This is a genomic window from Halapricum sp. CBA1109 (assembly GCF_009741825.1).
GTDB lineage: Archaea > Halobacteriota > Halobacteria > Halobacteriales > Haloarculaceae > Halapricum.
Map to the genome: position 1 here is coordinate 38716 of NZ_WPCA01000001.1, position 20969 is coordinate 59684.

Consider the following 20969-nt stretch of genomic DNA (forward strand, 5'->3'; position numbering starts at 1 on the left):
TTTTAACACCCCCGCCACACAACAGAAGTATGGCTGGCAGCAATCAGGGTGGCACTGATCAATCGGCGTTGGAGGAGGAAGAAACACAATCACAGACAGAGGACAAGTTCGACGCCACTCAGGAAGATACTGCTGCCGACAACGCGTCTCTCGGTCTTTCCGAAGACGATGCTGGCGGAAGTACACAACAGTCGATTCGGGATATGCTCAACGAGGACGGTGGCGGGTCAGTTTTTGTCAACCGAGATCTCGTGGAGCCGGACACCATCATCGACGAAGAGCGGATCGTCGGCCGCGACGATCAACTCGAGTCCGTCGTATCGTTCCTGAAGCCGACATTGCAAGGAAATCGGCCGCCGAATATGCTGCTCTACGGTCCCGCCGGTACTGGGAAGTCACTCATCATCGGTGCCGTGACACAGCAAATCGTCGATCTCTGTAAATCAAATGGTGAAAGTTTCGGTGTTGTCGACATCAACTGCCAGCCAATCAACACCCTCGACCAAGCGGTCTACGAACTCGTCCAGACAGTCGCAAAAGACGTCGGTGCAGAGGTGGGCGTGCCCGAAACTGGCGTGTCGACGAAGCGTAAGTACAGACGTCTCTACGAACTTATTAACAAACATCACGACTCGGTCATCTTCATCCTCGACGAGATCGATCTCTTGGTCGGACGGCGTGCTAACGACGAGCCTGCCTACTCAAAGTTACTCTACCAACTCTCGCGAGCCAGCAATACGAACGAGATTGAGGGGAGAGTATCCGTCGCAGCACTGACGAACGATCCGAAATTCATGGAGGATATTGACGGCCGTGCCGAGAGTTCGTTCAACCCACGGGACGTCTACTTTCCGGATTATGATGCCACCCAGTTGCGCGAAATACTCCAGAATCGTCGCGATGCTTTTCGGCCGGATGCACTCTCCGATGACGTAATTCCACTTGTTGCTGCCTTCGCAGCACAAAGTCACGGGGACGCTCGGAAGGCCATCGACCTGTTTCGTGGCGCCGGCGACCTCGCCGACGAGCGTGATGATGACCACGTCGACGAACACCACGTCCGCGAGTCTCAAGAGGAAATCGACAAAGATCGGTCGCTAAAGCTCGTCGAGGGACTCACGACACAAAAAAAGATCTCACTGTACGCCACTGCCGCCGTCGCCCATTACTCAAAGCGCTCCGGAAGCTCTGTTCCAAGTCCAGTCGGATTCAAAGTATATCAGTGGGTGACGGACGATATCGATGCGGATCAAATGACACGGGAAACGTACGTCAAGTACGTCAAGGAGCTTTCCACGTACGGATTGATTTCTACATCGAGGAAGAGTCGTGGTCGCGGTGGCGGGATGTACATGGAGTTCACCTTCACAGGTGACCCCACTGGGATCATGAAACGGATCACGGAAGACACCCGATTGGAGAGTATTGCCGAACAGGAGGAACTCCTCCGAACGGTGGTCAACGCACAGCTGAAGGACTTCCACCAGGGCTAAGCTGGGATATTTTCTCGGAGTGTGGGTGTAGACACACCCCCCGTCATCGATGTGTAAGTCCCTCACCCCTCTCCCCGTCATCGAAGTGTAACTGGCATCGATGAAGCGACTAGTTCAACGAAGCTGAGCAAGCGTGTTCGGTATTAGTGAACGCAAAGTCCAGGTCGTCAATAGCACAGATCACTCTTGTCAGACTCAACTGAGATTGGAAAATGCCTTTGAACAAAGGAGAGGAAGGAGATTCCTGACGGATTGTCTCGAATCCATAACACAACCCCCTCCCCCCCGTCATCGATGTGTAAATCACCGATGAAGGAGGGGTAGAGCCGATGAATCGAACGGTCTCATTCAGGGTAAGAGGGTCTAACGCTAGTGATAGCAAGGAAAGAAGGGTGCAGAACAACGATCTTTCAGAGTGATTATCCTCGCTCGGTCAGTTGGAATGTTACTCCAGCTGACACTCACTCTAGGTCCATTACGGCTTTGGTTAATTCGGCGGTTACATAAAACTTCGTCAGACTAGAGTCATAAGTTCTAGAGAAGCTATTTCTGGAGTGTCACGGCTTCTTAACCGCGTCTGCGACTGTTCCGTCTGTTTTCCCATGATTTCGTCTTCTCCCCCTGCCCTCTTCTCACGGTTTTACACATCGATGACGGGGGGGGAGGGTCCCCGTTCCCAGCTTCATCGAGGTCGTATTTACTTTGGGTTGACTGGTGCGATATACTCGTTTTTCCACGAGTCTCCGTCACGCCACTGCCAGTAGAAGTACCGGTATCCCGGTTTCGTCTCTTTCACCGTGATGTAGGCTCCACTTGCTGGAACGTCGTCGTATTCATTGGGATCTGTCGATAACCCGCGTTCCTCTAACTCCTCGAGTTCCTCTTGATCTACTTCTTCCTCAGCTCGACGTTGTTGAAGCTCTGCTTCTCGCTGTTCTCGTTTCCATTCGGCAAGATCACTCGCATAGGTGGCCACAGCTTCCAGTCGTTCCGGAGACTGTTTCTTGAGCGGCTCAAGAAGATATTTTGGTAGGTCCGGAGTTGGAGGCTTCCTTGCCATAGTTACCCCACGTTCCGCAACTACTTTGAATTTGTGGGGTAACTACAGGCACACCACCCTGTCCGAAATTTCGAGGACTCAGCCGATCATGATATCGGTCACAGCAGTTCTTCAAATTCATCGACCTAGCGGTTTCGAGTCACAATCGAAGGTACGACAGAAGCCAGGATTCTGACGAAACACTGTCTGTATGCTTCGCAATCTGCTTGTTCTGTGACTAGCTCACGCCGTATTCGATGTAGCAGGATTTGTCTGCATCTGGGTAGCCGTTCCGCATAGGCCGATTGTAAACAGAAATCCACAAACATATTTATATGAATCCACTCTATAGTTTACAGAGATGCTGACCAAGGCCAGCCTTGCACTGCTAGACGCGCTTAGCGCTGGCCGTGAAGCTACAGCAAACGAACTCGCGACCGAGACTGAGTATTCCCAGGCACATATCTACGACGTCCTTGACACGTTGATCGAAGACGGCTTGCTCACCGAAGCCCGCGGTTCGAAGAATCGGCGTCTCGTCCAGGTGACTGACCATCCAGTCGTCGAGTCGTATCGAGACCTCCGTTCGAAGCTCGGTCACGTCGACTGGACTGAGATACTCTCACCAGCGACGCTGCGGGTGTGCTGGTATCTCGACGAACCACGTCGAGCGACCGAGATCGCAGACCGACTCGAAATTACCCGACAGGGCGTCCACAACGCGTTGTCACTGCTCAAGCATCGTGCAATGCTGTCGCCGTCTGGGCCCGAATACGCGTTGACTGATGACCTCTCGCCACTGCTAAGGTTTGCACGAGAAGTCGTGACACACGAACATCGCTCGCGAGCTCGAGAACTCGCCCCGAGTGCGACAGTCGAGTGGTGTGACCCGAAGCGAGCACTCGTTCGCGTCCAGACGTCGGAGGATACGACCGCACTAGAGTCAAGTCCTGAGTGGCGACTCACTGGACTCGCACGATTCCAGGAGTACGGCTTACAGTTCTTCCTCGGTGGCGAACCCGCGTTCTGGTACGCACCGGATGAAGACCTCACGCCCTCGGAGGTCGTGTGCCACACTCTCGTCCTCGATAGCGGGTCGCGACGCGTCAGTTATTCGATGCTGCTGATCGAGAAACTGAATATCGATCAGGAGATCCTCACAGAAACGGCCAGGTGGTACGATCTGGAGACAGCGGTGGCCGCAATGTACCGACCCCTTCACGGAGAGTTCGAGATTGCTGAGGACCTCCCAATCTTCCTTCCAAGTGAATCAGAATTTATGGCTCTCAAAGAGCAATACGGTGTCCAATGACTGTGTTCAAAGGAGGTGAGGCGATCAGGGCGTTCCTCGAAGAGTTCGACAGCTGGCTTTCGGAACCCGTAGACGTGTATCTTCTCGGCGGCTCCGCGATGACAGCACGAGGGCTGAAAGATCAGACCGAGGATATCGACCTTGCACTGGGTGTCGTTTCCGAGTTCGAGCACGTTCTGCAGGTGCTTCAGGCAGAAGGCTTCGCGGTGGTTGACGAGCCGACGGAGTCGTTCGAGGGTGTCGGGAAAACAGTTGAGCTCCATCACGAAGACCGCGGATTCCATGTCGATCTTTTCGAGCGGCAAGTCGTCGGGAAAGTGTGGATCACCGAGCGAATGCATGACCGGGCCGAGGAATTCTGGACCGGTGACCACGCGACGGCGTTTGTCCTCTCGGATGAGGATATGTTTCTGCTGAAAGCGGTCTCAGGTGGTGACCTGGCGAGTGGCCGCCGCCGCGACATTGAGGATATGCGGAAGTACGCCCAGCGTGGCCTCGACTATGAATCGATCCTGACCGAAATCGGCGAACAGCGTCCGTTCAACACAGGGTCGACTGAAGCACGGCACATCCGCGACCGTTCCCATCCGCTGTTCACTATCGAGATGGCCGTCACTTCTCTGTCTGGCCTCCCGAATACGTTCACGTCTCGTATCGCAGAGTTCGCGACAGAGTTCGAAGTTGAGTACACCGTCTTGGGTGCGGTCGATGATGGGGTAGCCGATGTCGAGAAAATTCGAGACCGCGTCCTCTCGAACGTGAGAGCGCTTTCTGACGACCAATCGGGCGCTGTTGACGATGCAATTGCTCGATTAGTCGAAAAGCAGATTCTAGAGCGCGAGGGGACTGCTGTCCGACTCAGGTAAGGTATCTTCTCAACAGGGGTTACCCCACGCTGTTCACATAGATTCTGCTTTGTGGGGTAACTCTAGCAGACACACCCCTGTGTCCGCAATAGCACTGCATCAAATACACTAAACTGCGGCTACTCTCAGTAGCGTGTCATAGAAACATTCACGATCAATTCTCTGCGGTGCTACCCGGATAGTGGAATGTTGGAAGAAATACAGTTTCAGAAGGCTCTGCAAAATATAGAGGTTGGATTCAGCACAGAATTATAATCCGTTTCTATATCCGAGTCTGGGGCCGACGGTTTCCGCACAAGTTCTCTACATCGAGATTCCTCTTATCCGATGCTGGCTTTATAAGTGGGAAATTTATAAGAATTAGGGATTTTTACTAACAGGCCTAATGACATCAGCCAGAATAATATCTGATTTTCTAGAGGAAGTGGCTGTTGATGTTGATGCGCCCGAACGAGGCATAATATCGCCTTGGGAAGATTTTGATAATAGTACTCTGACCGAAGATATCCTTATTTTGGACACTGAGATATCAAAGACAGAAGACAAGACCGGTGGTGATACTGTTGGTGGAGAAGGTACACATGATGCGATGATGTTTTTGCAGAAATCTATTGTCGAGCTTTTAGAAACGGGTAGAACTGTTGTCGCCCTTACAACATCATTAGAATCACTGCATCCAAGACCTAACAAAACATATCTATTTTCCAATTACAACTGGTTATCAAAATTTGATGGGTTCCCTTCAGAATCCCCGCCGCCTCCAGAATCAGATGAGGAATGCGCTGTTTCGGAAGTTGTTGATCATTGGTGGGCACATGTTGATCTTGAGCGTAACGAAGAACCATTCACTCCATATTTTACTAACGTAACCAATTCTGAGGTCTATATCGATGTTGAAAACTCTGCGATATGTGATTACGAGGTTATTGCCAAAATACCCGGAAAGGAGCCAGTAGGCGATCTCCCTGTGGGATTAGTAGTAAAGAGCTGGGAATACAATGATGAATTGATCGAGCCCGATGGGAACGTCGTTTTCCTTCCAAAACCAGACGAGATTAAGGTTGACGGAGAGAGATGGTTCAGATCCCTAATCGAGATTGGACAAATATTTTCTCCGGGTACAAAATCAGTTGACCAATATAATCGGCTTATCGGCCGTATACATACTCCTAAGCTTGAGAATGTATACAGAATATGTGATAGACTGTCAGCTGTTGGTCGCCAATTACAAGAGAGATATTCAGATCGAAGCACCATTGAGATCAACGATGAGTATGACGTCCAAGACCTCTTTCATGCTATGCTGAAACTGTACTTTGACGATATTCGTGAAGAAGAATGGGCACCAAGTTATGCCGGGAAATCCCCAAGAATTGATTTTCTTTTGAAACAAGAGACTATAGCTGTGGAAATAAAAATAACAAGATCTGGTAGAGGGAACGCCGATATCTTAGAAGAATTAAGTGAGGACAAAGAACATTATCGAACCCATCCCGACTGCGAATTTCTTGTTTGTTATGTTCATGACCCTGGATATGAGATAACAAATCCAGCAGGTTTTGAAGAAGATCTAAGTGAAGATATAGATAGCCTAACTACGGAAGTTATTGTCTCATCAACTTCCCGTATTTCTGGGGTCTGAATTCCACGTATATTGAGTACATTTGATCCCTGAGTTCGTTGACCGATTCTCATTCGGTGTTCGGCCCGACGGTGCGTCTTGCGAAACTCACTCAACGATTAGAAGTTGTACCGGCCCACTAAAACGGAGTTGATCGCACCAACTTCTGCCAGCGGTTTTGAAAATCCGATCAATCTCTAAGACCAATGAGGAATGATAATAAACGACTTAGCTGAAACTCATGAGAAATGATAGGTAAGATTTGCGTGTTCTGTCTTGCACAGGGTGATCCGACCTATTCAGAAATTATCATAATCCGGGTGCAAGATGTAGAGATTTTATTAGGTACTCGGTTTGCAAAGAGGGCGACACTAACGCGGTCGGATAGTATCGTCTGTGACTTCGATATTTGCCGAGTTTAATTTGTCATAGAATGAACTCACATCATCCGTCAGAATCGCGCCGATATTCTCTTCCAACTGTGATATCTTCCAATCACCATTAATTTTTGTAGGATATGGGATGATAGCTTGAGCACTATCTACAAGTACTATATTCTTTGAATAAATCGGGGAGTTGTTATGATACACGTATGCAGTATCGGATTTGCAAGGACCAGGGTATACATCAGTCCAATCTTCACTGAAATCCTCCTTTTGCTGGTGTATCCCATGCCTCTCGATCCGCCAACTGGTATTCCAACTATGTGTGTGAACTATTTTCTCCTCATGTTGAAGAATGAATTTTGGCCATTCTCCTGCATCTGCGTCTGCTATGTCACCAAGTTCATCTGGTATCCGGCTCATAGTTTGTTTATCAGACGGATGGTTAGTAAAAACTTGGTTGAGTCAGCCGGCGTATACCAAGTTCGGTGCTGAATATGCGCCTTCTATCTTGCACGCGAGTCTTGACAAGAGTTGGATAGACAGACGGTGGGAAGCTTTCTATGACACGCTCCTCAGTGGAACCCAACCGGTTCGTCGTCGTCCAAATTGTCGATGTCAACCAAGCCCTCTGTAGGTCTGTCTGAAACTTTCTCAGTTTTTGTTTCGCGAAGTAGATGCTGTGAGGCCTCCGATAAGGCATCAGCTGATGGAAAATCGCTCTTGATCACAGACGGCCCATTTCGACGGGCAGCCGATCGTTTGGCTTCGTCGACGAGCTCAGCGAGATCCGCCCCAGTGAATCCTTCCGTGTAGGTTGCAATCTCGCTTAGTTCATCTGAATCGATGTCTGCTGGAACACCCGCTAGTTTCGAGTGCAAAATCGCGTTACGTGCGTTCTTCTCCGGAAGGCCGACATAGTAGTGTGAGGTCAGTCGTCCAGGACGAAGAATGGCGGGATCGATATCATCAGGCCGATTCGTAGCTGCGACTACGATCGATTCGCGATTTTCTGACGTGAGATGCACCAAAAATTCAGTCGTCATCTTCCGATCCTCTGCATGGATGTTATTCATGTCTCCTCCTCGAGCCCCGAATAGGTGCTCAGCTTCGTCAATGAATACCACGCTGGGACCTAGCCGAGCAGCTTCATCGAAAAGCTGGTGAATCTTCGTGGGCCCCTCGTTGACCCATTTGCTAGCGACGTCGGATGGACTCAACTCGACGAAGGGAACTCCGAGCTCGCCGGCGAGGGCACGGGCAAATATCGTCTTTCCAGTCCCCGGAGGCCCATAGAACAGAATCCCTCGCTCGGGCTCAACATCGAAACGTGTGAATCGGTCATCACCGATATGCTCTGCCCGAAGTGGGGCAATAATCTCGTCAGTCAGTACGCTCTTTAGTTCGTCATATCCTCCAATCTCGTCGAAGTCTATGTCCGACCACTGCCAATCAAAGGACATCTGCGTGAACTGCTGGGACTGTTGATTCCGGCGTTCCTGAGTTTTCCTAAACTGATCTCGTTTGGCCTGATTCGTAATCGACTGTTGTGAACCAGCAGATGAACTCATAGCCGAAGCCCTCTGCGTTTGCTCGCTCTCTGATTTGGTAGACTCGTCTTCTGGTAAGTCCTTTGCCACGTCGAACCCAACAAAACCCCCAAAGAGGCTGAATATGAATATGACGCTGGAGGAACTGGGGCTCGGGATCCCAGCTACACCGAGCCATGAAACGACCCAGTAGACTACTGAGTAACCAGCTAGCAATGCAGTGGACAATAAGAACCCCATCAGTACAGGGGGCTTCTCAATTGCGCGGTAATACGAAAATACGATCTGCTCAGCTAACTTTGACCGATCCTTCAGTACTGAGATTGCTATATAAAGAATCTCTCTGTAAGCAAAGGCCACAACTAAACTTGCTACTCCCGCTAATAGGAGAAATGGACTGCTTATTGGAATTCTAAGGGGTATGAGAACGAACCGTAGTAGTGCGTAGATTAGTCCAACAGTTATGAAGCAAAGTAGCCAACTACCCCATCTACCAACCGAGCTCTCTCCACGTAGAACTATTCTGTAGTCCTCGATTTCGGGAAGATCTTTTTCGACCATTGACTGGATACGTCGGTCGAGAAAGATTACAGTGAGATCGCTAACAATTACCGCTGCGAACAGGACTGCGAATGCAAATATGAGGTCCATTGATTGCTGGTTGTGTCACGTGGTGGTATCCTCGGTGTGGGTGGGTTGTGCTCAGCTGCACTACCCGTATATCGCTGTTATATCTAATAAACTCTCACCGTGAAAGCAAGCGCATTTCACTGTGTGAAAGAATCCCCTCCATCGTAATCTGGCGTATCTTCATGTTCATCGGGTCCGACTCCACCACTCATCGAGACCGTACTTGATCTCCCCGCACTCTGCTCCATATTCGACCCTATCAGCATTTCCCTCGCTCGATTACTGGGTCGACTTCCACCGATATATTGCCCGGCTTTCATACCCATATATGGGTTCTGAGTTACTCCACCGATCATCGCGGCTGCCCCAATTTTCGAACCAGCAACGACTGTCTTCCCGTATGCTTTCCCAGCCTTCACTCCGATCTTCCCAGGCGCTTTCCCGACTGTCTTTGAACCTTGTCCGATAGCACGAGCAGATTTTGTCCTACTCGCTGCGCTAGTGGCTTCGCTCATATGTTCGTCTGCTTTGGCGAGTTGGGAATCTCGTGCTTCGGAGAGATCAATCGTCTTGAATGACCCGTCCTGTCCCCGGTAGGTTGCTTTTTGAACATCTGCTCCATCTTTATCGCTAGCACGAATCGTATTCACTGGCACTGAGGAGACGTGCTCTGCTGGTTGCGCGTCCTGGGGGACTATACCGCGACTGACGGCCTCTTGCATATCGATCTTCTTGCTCTCCCCAGCACTGGCAATGAAGTCAGCGTTATCTCTGTGAGTCGCTGCTTTGTCAGTGGCAGCGGCTTCTACCTTTCTCATCCGGTCGACAACGGATGATCCACTCCCATGATATGCTGCACCAGCGGTCACGTAGGAAGCAGCATCTTTCGCACCACTAGCAGCCCCCTTCGCTCTTGTCACAGCAGACCCAGTTTTACCACCACTGGCTTTGTCTGATATCGATTCTTTAGCCGACGAGACAATCTTATGCCCGACGCTAGGTGCGTTGGCCTCGACGTCCGATTGCTCCCGCTTGGCCGACATCGCGTCGCCGATGCTCTGCCGAATGCCACTGCCGATTGATGTTCCGTCGGTTGCAGCAGATGGATCGATAGCCTCGCCTGCTGCGGTGGCACCTTTACCGGCCGCAGAAGCCCCACTCGCACCGCTGGCACCTCCGGCGCCGCCACTCCCACCAGCTGCACTTCCTCCTGCTCCAGCAGCGCCTGCGCCGCCCACAGCGCCCCCTCCAGCCATTGCCGTACCTGCGGACGCCGCGGCCGCTGCGGCGACGATCGTCGCGCCGACGACTGCACCGACTCCCATCGGCTGACCTGCCCAGGCGATCACCTTGTAGGAGACCAAGAAGATCATCAGCGGCATGAGGAGGACGAGAGCCAGAGTGACACCGAACTCCAGGACCGTCCCACTGATTCCAGACCGTCCAGTAATCATCCCGCCACCGGCAATCAGTGCGAAGACTTTGACGACCAACGCGATGACAGGCCCAGCGAGGAGACTGTACGCTCCCATTCGAAGAAACGTCGACCCGTATTTACTGACGGATTTGAATGGTCCTTTGTTCGGATACCACATCACCGCAAACAGCGGTGTCCCGACAAAGACAACCCACACGAGATACCACCGAAGTAACAGCAGCAACATCGTGAGTGTGAATCCGATGAACGCTAAGATTGCGATGATCGGAAGCAAGAACAGCGTAGCTGTACCACCGAGGATGCCCAGACTATCGGAGGGATTCGCCATGTTGAACGACGTTGGCAACAAGGCCAGCGTGATTTGATTCGTCGCGTCGATAGCGAATCCCCAGAGCGGCCTCGAAATGCCGATGAACAATATGACTGCAAGCCCTCTCAGGACGATCTCCCAGAGTGACCCGGAGTTCTGTTCACCAAACGGCCACGCGACGAGGTTCATGACGACTAGAATCGGGAGAACGGCGATTGCAACCGAAGCGACGTCCGACCAAGCTGTCAGCGCCTGTGCACTCCCCATCGGGTTTGAGATATCCAGTAATGGGCCAACCGAGTAGTCGATAATTCCGGAGAGAACCGCATCTGCAATCCTACGGATGAAATTGAAGATTGCGCCTGCGATTGCGTCAGGTAAGGCTCCGACCGCTCGCCTGAGACCGCCCAAGGGGTTCGGAATCCCGATGAGGACCACCAATTGCAGCGGGATGTTCATCTAGACCTCCTCGGTATCTCGAGTCGAGGTCGCAGGACCTAGGGAACCACCTGATTCATCAGGGTCCAGTATACTGGGGTCGAGTACTGTCACGTCCTCACTCCCGCTCTCATCGAGCGAGAGTTCGAGATCGCGGTCGCGAGACATCACGGTGGGAATATCGCTGACTTCGAATTCGTTGCTAACTGCCGTGCTGTACGGCTGGTCGATATCCTCCGGGGCTTCGAACCCTTCCACATCTCGGAGCCACTCCCAAGGGTCGAGTTTGTCGTCGATCACCTGATGCTCGAACGGACCGCTCCGAATTTCGAGGCGTCGACGGCCGTGAACGCTGGTCGCGAGCAAGCACTCTGAGTACCCAGAGTCCTGTCCCCGTGCAGCGGTCTGCATGAATCGAATCTCGTCTTCGGAGAGGTCGTAGTACTCTTGGGTGTCTTCGCTCACCGACTCGGCGTAGAAGAGACACTTCACGTCGCAGTTCTCGTACACCTCACGCCGATCAGCCGTCCGAACGAACTCGTGGGCTGTCTGGCTCATCAACGTCAGCCCCGCTTCGTAGTGCCGAGCGTGACGGATGAATAGGTTGATCAAATCTCTCGCTGCTGGACGTCCAAGCAGATAGTGTGCTTCGTCGAAGGTCACATCTATCTTGAACGGCGAGCGCTTCGCTTCGATATACGCCCACGAGAGCATTGCGTGGAGGATGAGTGGCATTTCACCTGTATCGGCGAAACTGCTCATATCCATCACAACGACTCGTGAATTGAGGTCGAGATTCGTCTGGCCGTTCAGGTTGTGGTTGATACCACCCGGTTTGAACGACTCGAATTTTGGCTGGAGATTTCGAGCCAGTTCGCGATGGTGATCGGTCGGCTTGACCAGCATCTCCGACACTGGAATAACGTACTCTCGGTCTGGGTCTTCAACGATGTCGCCGAGAATTCCGTATTCCCTGAAGACATCTAGGTCACTTGCTTCAATGATACCCTGCTCGTGAGCTGCTTCGAGACCACCAACGGCAACGATATCGACACCTCGGAAGAGGTCGTCGAGAATCGGCGAATCTCGGTCGTACGTCTCGTACTGTCCAAGGATGATTCCTCGCGATAGCGCGGCGTAGTGCGCCGCCTGAATGAGTACACCCTCTTCACCAGCGGAGAGTCCATCGCGTTGCTCGAAGTGCGTATTCAGCATCTCGATGACCGAGCGAATCGTCAGGGCGTACGTATCGACACCACCTTCGAGTTCTGCATCTGAGGGAGCAGATATATCGAGCGGGTTCACCGTGTGCTTGCCACCGAATCGAATGACTTCGCCCCCGAGGGACTTCGCGAACTTCGGATAGTCGTCGCCGGCGGGATCGAAGAAGATACACTGGACGTTCGGATCTGCAAGCAATCGACGATAGATCTCTAATTTTCGGAAGTAGGATTTTCCAGAGCCGGTCTTTCCCGAGATCGCCATCGAATGTCCAGACAGTGCGTAGCGGTCGAGAATCACGGGGCGCTTGGTATCGTCGAATCCGAACAAGATGCCATCTGGATCGTAAATCGACGGCTCGACGAAATTGAAGAACGTACCGAGGGCTTCCAGCTGGATTGGGTGTGCATTCCCGAGCGTATCCGTGCACAGCGGCGCGACCGATCCATTCGCGTCTAATTGCTGGTGCTTGATCGGCGCAAGGTCGACGTCCTGTTCGGCAAGGATTGCGTCGACGCGGCCTTTTGCGTCTTCGAGTTCTTCCTGGGAGTCGGCAATCAACTCGATGTAGATTGAGACATCGAATAGCTTCGTCGTCCCTTTGATCACGTTTTGCAGGATACGCTGCAAATCATCGCGATCGAGCTGATCCTCGTAGGTATCGGTTCGACCTTTCTTCTCTTTGAGGCTCAGCATCGTAACCGCCTGCGTATATCGACGCTGGAGCTTCTTTCGCGTCGAACGTCCATCCCGAGGCTGGATGTGTAGCGAGAGCCGGAGGTCGACGTCGGCCAGCGTCAGCGGCACGAGCCATCCCAGGCCCACTTTCCGTGGAAGTGATGTGACCGTCATAATCGACGTCACCTTGTCGTCGCGAATCTGGAACTCGGGAAAGTCCTGAACGACACGCGGGGCGACAACGCGCTTGTCCTGGTCACCTCGCTCTTTCAGCGTCATCTCTGGAGTGGCGAGCTTGACGTCCTCGGCTTCCATCTGATAGGCTGCCCACTCGATATTCTCAAGCGTCGTGTCCTTGCCCAGCAGATTGAGGTAATCTATCGCGTGCTGAGTTTCGTCACCGGTCAGTTCGTCGATCGGCCGCCGCTTGGCTTCTACGTTCGGATCTTCGTTGTTGAATGCGTCAGTAATCTTCTTCAGCATGGCTCTAATGATGGTACGATTTCCTCGCTATTCCCCAGCAGACGGCTCCGGATCGTCGATGTCTGCCTCGTTCTCATCTTCCTCGCTGAGCGCTCCACGGCGTTGGCGAACAGCCATCCCGACAGCAAGGACGAGGATGAGTATCCCTACGCCGTAGACTTCGAGGACGGTCGTCGTCTGGCCCATATCACTGTCCCACACGGCCGGGTAGGCCGCCTGAAACAGATAGATCGCCACGGCGATGATGCTCGAACCGAGTACGCCGAATGCTCTCGCACGTCGAGATGATGGCAGGAGGACAACGAGGCCGACGAGAAACATCGGTAGTGCGCCTGCTGCGAACAGAAACGATCCCTCTCTCAGTAGCCAGTAGTTTGCTTGTGAGGACACCGTACCGGTGGCATTGAACGTTGCGAAGGCACCGATGCCCAGCACTACGGCGAGTACGAACATCGCTACTCCTCCGTACACGCTGAGTGGCGTCGACGAATTTCGGCCTACGCCCAGCGGTGCGATATTCCGGACGTACCATTGGAGGAGACGACTTCGGTCGACTTTTGTGACCAACTCGGGTGCGACACGACCCTGGTAAGGTAGGTCGTCGGTTTTCGGTCGGTCAGGAGTCTTCGAAAGTGCCTCAGCGTCGGCCTCTGCGAAGGTTGTCTCCAGATCCAGTTGGTCTCCGCTCACTGGGTCGATCAGCGCGTCTTCGTCGGCTCGCGTGAACGACGCATGATCAAACCCGATCGCTGGCGGCGTCCCCCTGAACGAGTGATAGAGAACACTCAGAACATCTTCCCGGTTGTCGAGTACGGTCGTCCCTACCTCGGTCCGCGGGAGTTGTGATGCAACGCGGTGTGCGCGAGCCCAGACCTCGTCGAGATATGGTTCCTCATCGCTGATCTCTTGGGCGGATCCCATCACCGAGAACATCCCTTGCAGCCGGTTGAGGAAGCCAGCGTTCTCGTCGTCGTCCTCTCCTTTGTTGACGCCGACTGCGACGAAGAATCGGCGGTCTCGAACTTGCCCTTCAGATAGCATCTGGCCGAGCCACTCGACGTGGGTGAGACGTCCATACTCCAGTAGCGGCGAATCCCCGACTGTATCGACTGGTGGGACGGTCCCACCATCAGCAGAGACGGATTGTTCTTCGGCCTCTCTCTCGTCAGTCTCGACGGGTGCTGTTGTTTCAATCGCTGGCGGGCGAATGAATTGGTCGAAGTAATCACTCGCGTCGAACGGGGTCGTCATACTGAGGATCTGGGTCGGATAGGACAATCCTCGAAGGTACGTCAGGTACGCAATGTAGAGATTGGACCGTCGCTCTTCAGAGAGCGTTAGCCAGTCCCGAGGTTCGATTTCGAGCAGCATCGCATACGACGTTGGCGTCTCGATGATACCCTGGTCACGAATGTTCTCAAAGTGCAGGAGGTCGAGCGTCGACGTCTTTCCCTCCGCTCTTGCTTTGTGTGATCCCTTGCTACCGGCCATTATCGACTCCTTCTGATTCAGTCGCCACCGGATAGTCGGGCGTCTCTCGCTCCGCTGCTGATGATCGGAAGCTCACTTCAGCGGCCGCCGATGCTTCGTGCATCCGTGAGACGTGTGGCGGCGAGTCTCGCGTAATCCACTCATCTTGGGCGACACCTTCGGCGAAGTCATTTTCTGAGTGACCGGGATGTGACCAGGTGTAAGCGTTCGAGCCAAATCTGTGCTGGAGCACTGCTCGCGTCCAGATCATCGGGCGTTGCCCTTTCGGCGTCTTTCTGAAGATCGTCCCACCGACTAGGAGTCCGCCGACAAACAATGGAAGCGTCACCTCTGTCGGGAAGTTCAGCGCGTGGAGGATACCACACGGTGCAATAGGCAAGGCCATTGACTCGCCGATCCGCCGGGCAGAGAATCCTCCAAGTTTGGTTTCGAGGAGGTTCGCAGCGACGGGGACTGATTGAACCATTCAGTCACTCCGACTCCCCGCTCGAAGCGTTCCTCAAGCGATCTTCGGGCGGGAACGGACTCGTCGATTCGAGCCGTTCAGCACCACGGATGGTGAGCCCTCGCCAGGAGAGCCCGTGGGTTTCACGGATGCGTTTGAGATGTTCGTACTGCTCTTCGCTCGGGATATTGACTCTCGTGGACTTCATCGACTGGCCTCCGATTCGTCGCGAGCACTCTCTTCGGCGACATAGTTTGCTGGGGGCTCAGTCGGTGTGCCTGGGCCGTTTTCTTCCTGCGGTATTTCACCGGAAACGGGGTGTCCGAACGAGTTCGACGCTTGCGGATGGGTGTCGACTTGCTCTCTGACCTGCTGAGTACACTGTGAGCGCTGCTCAGCAGAATCCGACTTTTTCGAAAGAGATCCTGCGTGTAGATCCTCGCTGTCGAGTGTGACAGGGTCGAGCTGTAGCAGTGCCTGTCGGAGATCGTAGCCCTCTACCTGGCGGGCTCCCTGCAGAAGCATCCCACGCCACTGCACTCCGTGTCTGTTCCGAACGTCACGAAGAACTTCGTATTCTTCGTCGCTTGCAAATTGAATTTCAACTTCGGGCATGATGGTTGTGATAGCGTGGCCTCGTCTGGATCAGGCCCAGTCGAGGCGTTCGATTGTGTATCACCGTCTTCTGGGTCTCGGTAGGACTTGTACATATCACGAATACGGTAGCCGCAATCTTACGGCGGCTGTAGGCCTACGGTCTGTGCAATCATGCGGTAGCCGTAATCTTCGAGGCTATTTCTCCCTCTTTCGCGAATCAGTGTGTTGATGATACGGTCTATGGGTCCTCACACTTCGCCGACTGACCGGGTGGGGCCCAGCCCGAACCTACCATGAAATCGCAATTCACCGCCACTATACTGGAACAAGCGGTATCACACACGCTCGCATTCACACCCTCGTCAGAACAGACTGGTATCCCGGTGCAGGTTCTATTGGGGTCCATCCTTCAGGTCGGAAGTGGCCTCGCAACCGCCCTCACGTTCCCACCCTGGGTTGCTGAAGCCCTAACCCTCACAGGCTTCTGCATTCTGGGGATTGGACTTATGGCCCGCTACGGCGGCTTCAGCTACAAATCCCGCCAGTGGGGACAGCGAATGACGTTCTTCGGCGTGTTTATGATCGTCGCTGGATTCGGCTTCAACGCCATCATTAACCTCTTGACATATGTCCTCTCTCCGTGAATCTGTCCCTCGAGCGGCTGCATCGTGCAAGACCCTTCCGACGGTCGTCCTCGTGTGCCTCCTCTTGAGCTCGACTGCGATGGCAGGCTCACTCGCGCAGGGACCAGCAGCCAACCAAAGCTCACCAACGATTCCCGAACCAGAACCTGGTGTCGAGCGGACATACAATGATACCTACCGAATCTTGGCGAGTGAGGATGAAGACCCGCTGTTCAACACCAGCACTCTCAGGGTTCCTGTGTTCCACGACGATGGGTCGCTCACGTACGAGAACGAGACCTTCGGGATATTCCCCGTCCAACTCGACCCACGCAGTCTCCGACCGAGTGATGCGCTTCTCGTAGCATACGAGACTGATGTCTACCAGACCTCACTGTACGACAAATCGGGGACGATTCCCCACCGGGACACGTGGGTCCCTCTGGATGAATATAGTCACCTCCGCACGAGCATTATCCAACTCTCGAACGTAACCGCACTAGAGCCGACTAGTATCTCAGGAAACTACAGGGTCGAGGCGCTCAACCATCTCGGGTACTGGCATCCAGTGTACAACGCTGATGTCCAAGAAGACGACTCTCCAGATGGCTATTTTGTAGCCAACCCATCCAGCGCGATTGTTCACGTCCCTACTGGTGAGTGGGTGAGTACACGCCGCTGGAAGGCTGTCAAGGAACTCCTTCGGTATTCCGAAGATGCTGATCCTGCCGTTGCGAGAGAGCGAGTCGCGATCCCGATGGAGGAAGGCGAAGAACTCTATCCGGTCAGTAACGGTGGGAGCATCAACCGACAGTGGCAGAGACCCACCAATGTCGTCCGTGACACGTACGTCGGAATCGCAGACGTCCCACCAGCAGCGTGGTATCGCGGCCGGTACGTCACCCGCGACTGGGACACCACGGCTGCCGTCCCATGGGATTACCGCCTCGAAATTCCGGATGAGTACTCCGTCTCTGATACCTGCCGACACGTCCATACCATCAACAATTCGACGGTGATCCACAACCACCCTCGAACGAAGTGGGCTGAATATACGCTCGAAAGTCACGACGCCGTCGTAGATGTCTGGATCGGTAACGGGTCATACACTGCCGATATGAACTTGCAGTTTTCGTCTGGAATGTGGGCTCTCGGTCAGCCCTACATGAGCTGGAAGCCATCGCTCTCTGCAGGAGCATACGAAATCACTGCCGAAGTCAATGTCACAGCCTCTGTTCTGGAACGCTACGGTATCACCAGTGCTGAGTGCACCTCCTATGATAGAGAGCGCTTCCAAAATGTGACGCACGTCGTGTCGTATTCTGTTCCGGTCCAGATCGTCGACGACGAATCTGCAGCTCTTCAGATCGACGCAACGTACTACGACCGTCGAGGAGACGATATTATCCATATTGAATGGTCTGGGAACCAGACGCTCGCTGCCGCGCCATGGCAACAGATCACCGCCACGTTCGGAAACACTCGTCTTCATCTGGGCTCGCCGTGGCGCTTCTATCCCGTGTCGCAGAGTGACGCTGTCGAGGAACGCTCAGCTAATGAGACTACTACTATTTCTTCTGGCCACTCATTCAGCGATACATATCCACGTCTGCTCCGGAATCGGGTCGCGGTCGGAAACGTCTCTCTCTATTTGGATGAACCAGCAAATGAGTCCTCCTGGTGGCGAGGAGACTACGCCGAAATCAACCGAATCGTGCCGGGAACGTCACTCCCATCGACGATCATCGCTCCTGACAACGCGCGCCCCTCCCCGCTCTACGACGAGGTCGCAGGATATGTCGAGACGCTTGATCGAGAACTCGGAGAAGACGTCGAATTCAGAGCGACGACCATCTTCGAGAAGGAGATCGGAGGCACCTCTCTGTCGGTTGTTCCCTACAGAGATGCTAAAATCACAGTCTGGATCGATGATTCTAGTGGCACTGATGTCCTGCAAATGCAGCTTACAGATGCGCAATCAGGCGCGCCACTCGCCGGTCGAGAACTTTCGCTCACCGGTGCCTCCGAGTCAAATGTGACGACCGACAGCTCAGGTATGGCCACTGCTGTTCCACAGGGGAGCGTTGTTCGTGCTACGTTCGAGGGCGATCCCTGGCAAAGTTCTCGCACAACGTACTACATGGAGGATACCGCTGCTGTGATGACGGGCTTCGCAGCATCAGCAGCGCTCAACGATTTCTTCGGCTATCTCAATATCGGCGTCTCTAATACCGTACTCCTGATCGAATGGGTGGCTCTGGCAATCCTATCGATCTGGTGGATTCGTCGAAACAAAGACACGTGATTCTGCTCCGTTGAAATCTTATTGTGGTGTCAGAAATGGTGTGCTGGATATAGAGGGTCAGTTCAGCAGACTGTATTTAGGATTCTCCGATAATTTCTGTTATCGTGTTTAATCCTTTTCTGGCTCGTAGGTATACTTCTTTTTTTGATTGGTGGATTCAATAGAGAATCCATTAAGTGCATCTACGAACTCCTCCGAGGACGATGCGTTCTCTCCAACCCTTTTTATAACTTCTATTGCTTGACTGTCAACTTCCTCAGATTCACCATTCTTTCCGGACTCTCCACTTGGGAATACAAACTCTGCAGCTTTGCTTCCTATGCCCCTAGCAGCCCCCGCAACGATCGTGATCAAAGGTTCAATCATGGTCAGAAGCAATAGTATCAATTTCAGCAGCAATAGTTAATGAGATTATATTGACGGTCTGCCAAATCAATCCTTCGGAAACCTCAAACTCGTATTTCTCAAAAGAACGTTCAACAAAGTCAGTGAGCAGTAATTGGAAGGTATTGATTTCTAAATCCGAGAAATCAGCTTGTATTGCTAGTTCTTCTAATCCCCCTCCATCAAGATGGTTATCATTGAACGGAATTTGGAGGTTCTCTGGGAGTACACTGTCTGGAATGCCTGTTCCCTGTTCAAAAAACTGATCAATGTCAAACTGTGAGTCAATTCCTTCGGGTATATCAATCTGAATAATAAACAAATTCTCTCGGTGGGTTCCTGACTCCGTGTCCGTGCTAATATGTTTCGGGTTGAACCTTGAATACGTGCCAACATGGAAATCCCGGAGCCCCCTGGGTAACTTTGGAATCTCCTCACTTCCTAAAACCTTCACAGGCTCTATTTCGAGCATTCTACTCTCGATGTTTAATGTGTATCCTGATGGATCGTACCCACCTACAGGTATTTCAATTATCAACTGTTCCGACTCTTTATCGTAAGAATAGCGAGGTCCGTCTACCCCGTCTTGTTGATTCTTTCTATCCCGCCATCCATCAGGCATTATTCAGAAATTAAGCGGGAATGTAATTAGGTTTTTGTAGAACGCGATACGCGCGTTGTATTCAGCAGCACTCCTGAAAGTTATCAACTAATGAGAAGTTCGAAAAACCAAATTTTCTCTGAAGGCTGCTCTGACCGTATTCAGGGAGCGGCACTGTTCCCAGAAACTTGTGCGCTGAGAGCTCGATAGTAGTCGTCGATCTCATCGAACGCGGGGACAGCAGCCTCATCGAGGAGTTTGTTCAGGGCTTCGTCGTACGTCATCGTATTCCGGAAGTCCGAATTCTTGTACAGTAACAGCCGCTCCTTGGTCTCGTCTTTGACCGGGACCGTCTTGTTACACATCATTCCACCACCGCATTGATCCCATATCGCTGGGGGATACTGGCATACATCAACTTGTCACTTCATTTGGTGGGCTACCAGTCTAGTCCGCAACTACACGTCAACGTTCCATCCGCTGTATGAGGACATAAATCTATCTGTAACCCCCCATAGAGACGCATATTCATTCCTGCTGTCAGCGCTGACTGTCGCGACTGTAGTGTTACGGCAACTGCAATTTTGCGGCTACTGCAACCTTGAAATCTATATCTCAATATCCGTCCAACGAGGTGGTGTGCAATGAGTTCGAAAGCACGTTCAACACAACTCCTGAAACGCTCCGTGATGCCGCTGCTCTTCGTGGCACTCGCAATGCTCCTCATCGCCCAGCCCGTCGCTGCGCAGCCAGTCGGCGGCGGTGGTGGCTCCTCTGGTGACTTCCTCGACATCCTCAATCGAGCGTGGGAGGTCGTCTACGACTCGATGCAGTTCATTGGACTCGCTGTCTTGGGTCTGGGTCTAGTGGTGTATTTCACCGCCCGGAACAATTCAAATCGGTCTGAGACTGGAATGAAGCTCGCTGTGGGCGGTGGCGTACTCACCGTAGCCTACTTCGGTATGGCCGCGATCATCGCTGTCCTGGAGTACGTCGCGACTCCGTGAGAAGAGACAGAGTGCCTTCTCTCTCCCCTATGAACCGCATTTTCGGCGATTCGT

The 20969-nt window shown here is 52.8% G+C and carries 17 protein-coding genes; 7 read left to right on the forward strand and 10 right to left on the reverse strand.

Annotation, left to right across the window (positions count from 1 at the left end):
* Positions 1-203 precede the first annotated feature (203 nt).
* Positions 204-1493: an orc1/cdc6 family replication initiation protein gene (locus tag GJ629_RS00135; protein WP_157511215.1), complete on the forward strand. Its 1290-nt coding sequence runs from the start codon at positions 204-206 to the stop codon at positions 1491-1493.
* 697 nt (positions 1494-2190) lie between these two features.
* Here GJ629_RS00135 and GJ629_RS00140 read toward each other — a convergent pair.
* Positions 2191-2553: a hypothetical protein gene (locus GJ629_RS00140; RefSeq protein WP_157511190.1), complete on the reverse strand. Its 363-nt coding sequence runs from the start codon at positions 2551-2553 to the stop codon at positions 2191-2193.
* 340 nt (positions 2554-2893) lie between these two features.
* Between GJ629_RS00140 and GJ629_RS00145 the strand changes: the two genes are divergently transcribed.
* From GJ629_RS00145 to GJ629_RS00155, 3 genes are all read left to right on the forward strand, one after another.
* On the forward strand, positions 2894-3844 hold the full coding sequence (locus GJ629_RS00145) for a helix-turn-helix domain-containing protein (RefSeq protein ID WP_157511191.1): 951 nt from the start codon (positions 2894-2896) through the stop codon (positions 3842-3844).
* Positions 3841-4710: a hypothetical protein gene (locus GJ629_RS00150; protein WP_157511192.1), complete on the forward strand. Its 870-nt coding sequence runs from the start codon at positions 3841-3843 to the stop codon at positions 4708-4710. Before GJ629_RS00145 ends, GJ629_RS00150 begins: the two co-directional genes overlap by 4 nt.
* A gap of 385 nt (positions 4711-5095) precedes the next feature.
* A complete protein-coding gene (locus GJ629_RS00155; RefSeq protein WP_157511193.1) occupies positions 5096-6352 on the forward strand; it encodes a hypothetical protein in 1257 nt (418 codons plus the stop codon).
* A gap of 350 nt (positions 6353-6702) precedes the next feature.
* Here GJ629_RS00155 and GJ629_RS00160 read toward each other — a convergent pair whose 3' ends face one another.
* The 6 genes from GJ629_RS00160 to GJ629_RS00185 all read right to left on the reverse strand — a co-directional run bounded on the left by GJ629_RS00160 (position 6703) and on the right by GJ629_RS00185 (position 15606).
* Positions 6703-7137, reverse strand: coding sequence for a hypothetical protein (locus tag GJ629_RS00160; RefSeq protein ID WP_157511194.1), 435 nt, complete (start codon positions 7135-7137; stop codon positions 6703-6705).
* Between the two features lie 152 nt (positions 7138-7289).
* The gene (locus GJ629_RS00165; RefSeq protein WP_157511195.1) at positions 7290-8915 is read right to left on the reverse strand and encodes a 26S protease regulatory subunit; all 1626 of its coding nucleotides are present in this window, start codon (positions 8913-8915) and stop codon (positions 7290-7292) included.
* 116 nt (positions 8916-9031) lie between these two features.
* The gene (locus GJ629_RS00170; protein ID WP_157511196.1) at positions 9032-11101 is read right to left on the reverse strand and encodes a hypothetical protein; all 2070 of its coding nucleotides are present in this window, start codon (positions 11099-11101) and stop codon (positions 9032-9034) included.
* The gene (locus GJ629_RS00175; RefSeq protein WP_157511197.1) at positions 11102-13462 is read right to left on the reverse strand and encodes a VirB4 family type IV secretion system protein; all 2361 of its coding nucleotides are present in this window, start codon (positions 13460-13462) and stop codon (positions 11102-11104) included.
* Between the two features lie 27 nt (positions 13463-13489).
* Positions 13490-14953, reverse strand: coding sequence for a hypothetical protein (locus tag GJ629_RS00180; protein WP_157511198.1), 1464 nt, complete (start codon positions 14951-14953; stop codon positions 13490-13492).
* Between the two features lie 470 nt (positions 14954-15423).
* Positions 15424-15606 carry a hypothetical protein gene (locus GJ629_RS00185; RefSeq protein WP_157511199.1) on the reverse strand — a complete coding sequence of 61 codons (183 nt, stop codon included), beginning with the start codon at positions 15604-15606 and terminating at the stop codon, positions 15424-15426.
* Between the two features lie 682 nt (positions 15607-16288).
* On the opposite strand from GJ629_RS00185, the gene GJ629_RS00190 reads away from it, so the two are divergent.
* On the forward strand, positions 16289-16639 hold the full coding sequence (locus tag GJ629_RS00190) for a hypothetical protein (RefSeq protein WP_157511200.1): 351 nt from the start codon (positions 16289-16291) through the stop codon (positions 16637-16639).
* Positions 16640-16718: 79 nt separating this feature from the next.
* Positions 16719-18923, forward strand: a complete 2205-nt coding sequence (locus tag GJ629_RS00195) for a hypothetical protein (protein ID WP_157511201.1) — start codon at positions 16719-16721, stop codon at positions 18921-18923.
* Positions 18924-19031: 108 nt separating this feature from the next.
* Here the strand turns inward: GJ629_RS00195 and GJ629_RS00200 are convergent, their stop codons facing one another.
* From GJ629_RS00200 to GJ629_RS00210, 3 genes are all read right to left on the reverse strand, one after another.
* Entirely contained in the window at positions 19032-19277 is a 246-nt protein-coding gene (locus GJ629_RS00200; protein ID WP_157511202.1) for a hypothetical protein, read from the reverse strand.
* A 4-nt stretch (positions 19278-19281) separates the two neighbouring features.
* Complete coding sequence (locus GJ629_RS00205; protein ID WP_157511203.1) at positions 19282-19929, reverse strand: hypothetical protein; 648 nt, start codon at positions 19927-19929, stop codon at positions 19282-19284.
* A gap of 140 nt (positions 19930-20069) precedes the next feature.
* Positions 20070-20273: a hypothetical protein gene (locus GJ629_RS00210; RefSeq protein WP_157511204.1), complete on the reverse strand. Its 204-nt coding sequence runs from the start codon at positions 20271-20273 to the stop codon at positions 20070-20072.
* 324 nt (positions 20274-20597) lie between these two features.
* On the opposite strand from GJ629_RS00210, the gene GJ629_RS00215 reads away from it, so the two are divergent.
* The gene (locus tag GJ629_RS00215) at positions 20598-20915 is read left to right on the forward strand and encodes a hypothetical protein (RefSeq protein ID WP_157511205.1); all 318 of its coding nucleotides are present in this window, start codon (positions 20598-20600) and stop codon (positions 20913-20915) included.
* The last annotated feature ends 54 nt before the right edge of the window (positions 20916-20969 follow it).

Coding starts and splice junctions, on each gene's coding strand:
- GJ629_RS00175 (WP_157511197.1), bottom strand. CDS start 13,462: ATGCTGAAGAAGATTACTGACGCATTCAACAACGAAGATCCGAACGTA.
- GJ629_RS00180 (WP_157511198.1), bottom strand. CDS start 14,953: ATGGCCGGTAGCAAGGGATCACACAAAGCAAGAGCGGAGGGAAAGACG.
- GJ629_RS00210 (WP_157511204.1), bottom strand. CDS start 20,273: ATGTGTAACAAGACGGTCCCGGTCAAAGACGAGACCAAGGAGCGGCTG.
- GJ629_RS00215 (WP_157511205.1), top strand. CDS start 20,598: ATGCCGCTGCTCTTCGTGGCACTCGCAATGCTCCTCATCGCCCAGCCC.
- GJ629_RS00150 (WP_157511192.1), top strand. CDS start 3,841: ATGACTGTGTTCAAAGGAGGTGAGGCGATCAGGGCGTTCCTCGAAGAG.
- GJ629_RS00205 (WP_157511203.1), bottom strand. CDS start 19,929: ATGCCTGATGGATGGCGGGATAGAAAGAATCAACAAGACGGGGTAGAC.
- GJ629_RS00140 (WP_157511190.1), bottom strand. CDS start 2,553: ATGGCAAGGAAGCCTCCAACTCCGGACCTACCAAAATATCTTCTTGAG.
- GJ629_RS00155 (WP_157511193.1), top strand. CDS start 5,096: ATGACATCAGCCAGAATAATATCTGATTTTCTAGAGGAAGTGGCTGTT.
- GJ629_RS00190 (WP_157511200.1), top strand. CDS start 16,289: ATGAAATCGCAATTCACCGCCACTATACTGGAACAAGCGGTATCACAC.
- GJ629_RS00145 (WP_157511191.1), top strand. CDS start 2,894: ATGCTGACCAAGGCCAGCCTTGCACTGCTAGACGCGCTTAGCGCTGGC.
- GJ629_RS00195 (WP_157511201.1), top strand. CDS start 16,719: ATGGCAGGCTCACTCGCGCAGGGACCAGCAGCCAACCAAAGCTCACCA.
- GJ629_RS00170 (WP_157511196.1), bottom strand. CDS start 11,101: ATGAACATCCCGCTGCAATTGGTGGTCCTCATCGGGATTCCGAACCCC.
- GJ629_RS00185 (WP_157511199.1), bottom strand. CDS start 15,606: ATGAAGTCCACGAGAGTCAATATCCCGAGCGAAGAGCAGTACGAACAT.
- GJ629_RS00135 (WP_157511215.1), top strand. CDS start 204: ATGCTCAACGAGGACGGTGGCGGGTCAGTTTTTGTCAACCGAGATCTC.
- GJ629_RS00160 (WP_157511194.1), bottom strand. CDS start 7,137: ATGAGCCGGATACCAGATGAACTTGGTGACATAGCAGACGCAGATGCA.
- GJ629_RS00165 (WP_157511195.1), bottom strand. CDS start 8,915: ATGGACCTCATATTTGCATTCGCAGTCCTGTTCGCAGCGGTAATTGTT.